Source organism: Collimonas sp., assembly GCF_044339385.1.
In the GTDB taxonomy this organism is placed as follows: Bacteria; Pseudomonadota; Gammaproteobacteria; order Burkholderiales; family Burkholderiaceae_D; genus Collimonas.
This window is the reverse complement of sequence record NZ_JBIIVN010000181.1, coordinates 1-4655: the sequence shown is the minus strand read 5'-3', so window position 1 is coordinate 4655 and position 4655 is coordinate 1. Positions and strand designations below refer to the sequence as shown.

The following is a 4655-nucleotide window of genomic DNA, read 5'->3' as shown; positions in this document are numbered from 1 at the left end:
CTGCCAGTATTTAGATGACTGGCTCGCTGAGCAACATCAGGAAAAACAGGCGGCATAAAAGCTACCTGTTGGGAGACGAAAAATCGAGGGAAGCTCACATTCTTCATTGCTGGTCTTTCCAAAGGATCGTTGATTTTACGTTACCTATGGAAGACTAAATTTCGGGGGAAGCTCATACACCCTCGACAACGTGGGTAAAACTTCTTGCCCACCCTACGACAAAAAGCCCACGCTGCGATTAACGCAAGGTGGGCTTTTTTCTTTGTATGTTGTAACCTTGCCGACCGGATTATTCAGGCAACTGCCAGTTCCCAGCCACGATCTTTTCCAGCCAGAAAGTGCCGATCACTGTCTTGACATCGGTCACCTTACCTTCCCGAACCCAGGTCAGCATATCAGCCAACGGCGCCCTAAACACGTCGAGAAACTCGCCGTCATCCAGTTTGCGCTCGCCAGCCACCAGCCCGCGCGCCAAAAACAGTTCCAGATGTTCGTCAGAATAGGCAATCGCATTGTGGATAGTGCAGACATGCTGCCATTGGCTGGCGGTATAACCGGTTTCTTCTTGCAGCTCGCGCTTGGCGCAACTCAGATGATCTTCACCGGCATCGATTTTACCGGCCGGATATTCGATGAATACTTGCTCAAGAGGATAACGGTACTGACGCTCCAGCAAGACCGTAGCGTCTTCAAACAACGGCAGAATCACCACGGCACCGGGATGCTTAACGTATTCGCGGCTGGCCGGTTTGCCGTCGGGGAGCTGGATCGCGTCGCGCTGCACCTTAAGGAAGTGGCCGTCGTACACCAGGTTGCTGGCAATCCGGGTTTCTTTCAAGTGACTATCCATGGGGCGCTCCGGGACCGGCGTGACGATATGCCGAGTGTGATTGATGCAGGAAGTTTACAGCGCGCAGCAGCTGTGCTGCGCGCTTAATGGCGAATGCTGACACCGATAATAATGTTGCCGGTTCAGCGATGCTTCTTCAGATAACGCAATACATAACCTGGATACGCCAAGACCAGAAACATGCAAGCGGTCACTGCGTAAAACTCCCAGCCTTGCGAAAAAGTATTGCCGATATTGGCTTCCAGCACATGCGCCAGACACCCGACTAATCCATAGAGGGCTAGCAGCTCTAGCAGCCGAACCCAGAAAGGCTTGGCCGCCTTGGTGCCGGAGCTAAGTGGTATCAGCGCAAATATGCGCTCATTAAAGAACGGCAAGTTGGCGGCAAGCGGCGCCAACAGAATAACGAACAAGCTAGAAATAGAGACGTCCACAGTACTACGACACCACTCGGCCAAGGAAAGAGGTCAGCGTGCGCACAATTGCCGTGGTACTCGCATCCATCAGCAATCCAGGCCATAAGCCCAACACCAGCACAGCAAGACCGTTCAAACTGAGCAATACGCGTACATCTGCGTGCGCGACAATCTTCGAATTATCCTGCGGCTCATCGAAATACATCAGCTTTATCACGCGCAGATAGTAGAAGGCGCCGATCAACGAGAACAGAACTGCAACCACAGCCAACCATATCTGGCCAGTGCCCAGCACAGCTTGCAGCACCGACAATTTGGCATAGAAGCCCATCAGCGGCGGAATACCTGCCAACGACAGCATTAATACCAGCATCACTGCGGCAAACCAAGGGCTGCGTTGATTCAGGCCTTTGAAGTCCTCCATGTTTTCAGCTTCGAAACCAGAGCGCGCCAACAACATGATTACGCCAAAGGTGCCGAGGGTGGTTATCACGTAGGTGATCACGTAGAACAAGGCTGAACTATAGGCATTGGCGGCGGAGAACAGATTGCGATTCACCACGCCAGCCAACAAGCCAAGCAGCAAGAAACCCATATGCGAAATCGTCGAATACGCCAGCATGCGCTTGATGTTGGTTTGCGCAATAGCAGTGATGTTACCGATTGCCATCGACAACACAGCCAATACCGTCAGCATCTGCTGCCAGTCAAAAGCCAGCGGCAACAGCGCCTCGACCAGCAAGCGGAAGCAAATCGCAAACGCCGCCAGCTTCGGTGCACCACCCAGCAATAGCGTTACCGCCGTCGGTGCGCCTTGATAAACGTCAGGCACCCACATGTGGAAAGGCACAGCACCCAATTTAAACGCCAGACCGGCAACCACGAATACGACACCGAACACCAGCACGATCTGGTTAACATTGCCGGATGCGGCAGCACGCGTGACTTCAATCAGATCGAGCGAGCCGGTAGCGCCATACAACATCGACATCCCGTACAACAAGAAACCGGAAGCCATCGCGCCGAGTACGAAATACTTCATCGCCGCTTCAGTTGCCGAAGTGTTGTCGCGGCGCAGAGCTACCAGCGCGTACAAAGATAACGACATCAATTCCAGGCCGAGGTAGATGCTAAGAAAATTACTGCCTGAGATCATCACCATCTGGCCCAACAAGGTGAACAAGGCCAGCGGATAAAACTCTCCCCAAAGGTTGCCGTTCACCATGCCGCGCTCAGCAACGTAGCGCCGCGAATAGACCAGAGTCATCGCCACGGCAACATAAGAAACCATCTTCAACAGGCTACTCAGCGGATCCAAAACGAACATGTTGTGGAACGTGTAGACCGTCTCCCCGCTTTGAAAGGCGCCGAGCGTCAATACGAAACACACAGCCAGCACGGCCAGCGTCAGGTAATAGGTGATGTAGCGCTTGGCATCCGAAACGAACATATCGATCAGCAGGACGGCAGAGGTCGCAATCAGCAGAAAGATTTCCGGATAAACAGGGATAAGGTTCATGTTATTCATTTATTTGCCACTTATTTTTTACACTGCGCTTCTAGTCAGTTCGGGACAGGGCAAGTCGTCGCGCCACGGCGAACCAACCACTCTGCCCCGCAATTCATCAGTTCAACTTGGTGATGGCGATATGCTTGAGCAAATCAGCCACCGACACTTGAATTGCATCGGTAAACGGTGCCGGATACACACCCATCGCAATCACGGCGATCGCCAACACGCCCAGCATGAAGAATTCACGCTTGTTCAGGTCCAACATTTCCTTCACATGGTGGTTCGTGATTTTGCCGAACACTACGCGCTTGACCAGCCATAACGAATAAGCGGCGCCAAGGATCAAGGCGGTTGCGGCCAGCAGGCCTATCCAGAAATTGAACTTGACCGCGCCCAGAATCACCATGAATTCGCCGACAAAACCGGAGGTACCCGGCAGACCCGAGTTAGCCAGAGAGAACAACACGAAAAACACAGCGAAACGCGGCATGACGTTAACCACCCCGCCGTATTCGGCAATCTGGCGGGTATGCATGCGGTCATACAGAACACCGATACAGAGGAACATCGCGCCGGACACAAAACCGTGCGAAATCATTTGTACGATGCCGCCCTGCAAGCCGATGTCGTTGAAAATGAAAAAGCCAAGGGTGACAAAACCCATGTGAGCAATCGACGAATAAGCAATCAGCTTCTTCATGTCGTTCTGGACCAAGGCCACCAGGCCGATATAAATCACGGCGATCAGCGACAGTGTGATAATGAGGCCTGCCAGATAGTGGCTGGCATCAGGTGTGATCGGCAGCGAGAAGCGGAGGAAACCGTAGCCGCCCAACTTAAGCATGATCGCGGCGAGCACCACGGAACCTCCGGTAGGCGCTTCAACGTGCGCATCCGGCAACCACGTATGCACTGGCCACATTGGAACCTTGACGGCAAACGCCATCAGGAAGGCCAGGAAAATCAGGATCTGTGCATTCATGCCAAGCGGCAGTTCGTGCCAGGTCAGGATGTCAAAGCTGCCGCCCGACTGGAAGTACAAGTACAACAAGGCGACCAGCATCAGCAGCGAACCCATCAGCGTGTACAGGAAGAGCTTGATGGCGGCATAGCCGCGATTGGCACCGCCCCAGACGCCGACGATGATGAACATCGGGATCAGCGTCGCCTCAAAGAAAACGTAGAACAACATGCCGTCGAGCGCACAGAACACGCCGATCATCAGACCCGAAAGGATCAGGAACGCCCCCATGTATTGCGCAACTTTCTTCTCTATCACTTGCCATGCCGCGATCACTACCAGCACGGTGATAAAGGCCGTCAACGGCACGAACCATAACGAAATACCGTCGATACCCAGAAAGTAGTTGATGTTGAAGCGATCAATCCAGGCAGATTTTTCGACGAACTGCATGCCTTGGAAAGCGTTGTCGAACTGCTGCACAACCGGCCACGTCACCAGGAGACTGACCGCAGCCCCCAGCAACGACAGCCAGCGCACCAAAGTAGGATTATCGTCGCGGCCCACTGCCAGGACGAGGATACCGAACGCGACCGGACACCAGATCGCGAGGCTTAGAAGAGGAAAAGTTGACTGCATCATATTTTATTATCGATCTACTTTACTGAGTTTGCTTCGCCAGCTTATTTGGCAAACGGGAACGGCATGAACCAAACCAGGAAACCCAGCACCCCGATAATCATCACGAATGCGTAGTGATAGATATATCCGGACTGCCAGAGACGGGTCATCTTCGAGAACCAGTTGACGGCCTTGGCGCTGCCGTTGACTATCAGACCATCGATCAGACCGCGATCGCCAGCATTCCACAGGCCGCGGCCCAGCAGGCGGGCGCCGCCTGAGAAAACCACGTCG

At 53.5% G+C, this 4655-nt stretch carries 4 protein-coding genes and 1 pseudogene; all 5 read right to left on the bottom strand.

From position 1 onward, the window contains the following. Positions 1 to 289: 289 nt before the first annotated feature. Positions 290 to 850, bottom strand: coding sequence for an NUDIX domain-containing protein (locus tag ACIQ0R_RS11345; RefSeq protein ID WP_395827408.1), 561 nt, complete (start codon positions 848 to 850; stop codon positions 290 to 292). A 122-nt stretch (positions 851 to 972) separates the two neighbouring features. Continuing rightward, on the bottom strand, positions 973 to 1284 hold the full coding sequence (locus ACIQ0R_RS11340) for a DUF2818 family protein (protein ID WP_395827406.1): 312 nt from the start codon (positions 1282 to 1284) through the stop codon (positions 973 to 975). A 4-nt stretch (positions 1285 to 1288) separates the two neighbouring features. Beyond that, positions 1289 to 2794 carry an NADH-quinone oxidoreductase subunit NuoN gene (gene nuoN, locus ACIQ0R_RS11335; RefSeq protein ID WP_395827403.1) on the bottom strand — a complete coding sequence of 502 codons (1506 nt, stop codon included), beginning with the start codon at positions 2792 to 2794 and terminating at the stop codon, positions 1289 to 1291. 97 nt (positions 2795 to 2891) lie between these two features. Beyond that, positions 2892 to 4382, bottom strand: coding sequence for an NADH-quinone oxidoreductase subunit M (locus ACIQ0R_RS11330; protein WP_395827399.1), 1491 nt, complete (start codon positions 4380 to 4382; stop codon positions 2892 to 2894). A 41-nt stretch (positions 4383 to 4423) separates the two neighbouring features. After that, positions 4424 to 4655: pseudogene (locus tag ACIQ0R_RS11325) on the bottom strand (NADH-quinone oxidoreductase subunit L); the annotation flags it as partial.

Coding starts and splice junctions, on each gene's coding strand:
- ACIQ0R_RS11345 (WP_395827408.1), bottom strand. CDS start 850: ATGGATAGTCACTTGAAAGAAACCCGGATTGCCAGCAACCTGGTGTAC.
- ACIQ0R_RS11330 (WP_395827399.1), bottom strand. CDS start 4,382: ATGATGCAGTCAACTTTTCCTCTTCTAAGCCTCGCGATCTGGTGTCCG.
- nuoN (WP_395827403.1), bottom strand. CDS start 2,794: ATGAATAACATGAACCTTATCCCTGTTTATCCGGAAATCTTTCTGCTG.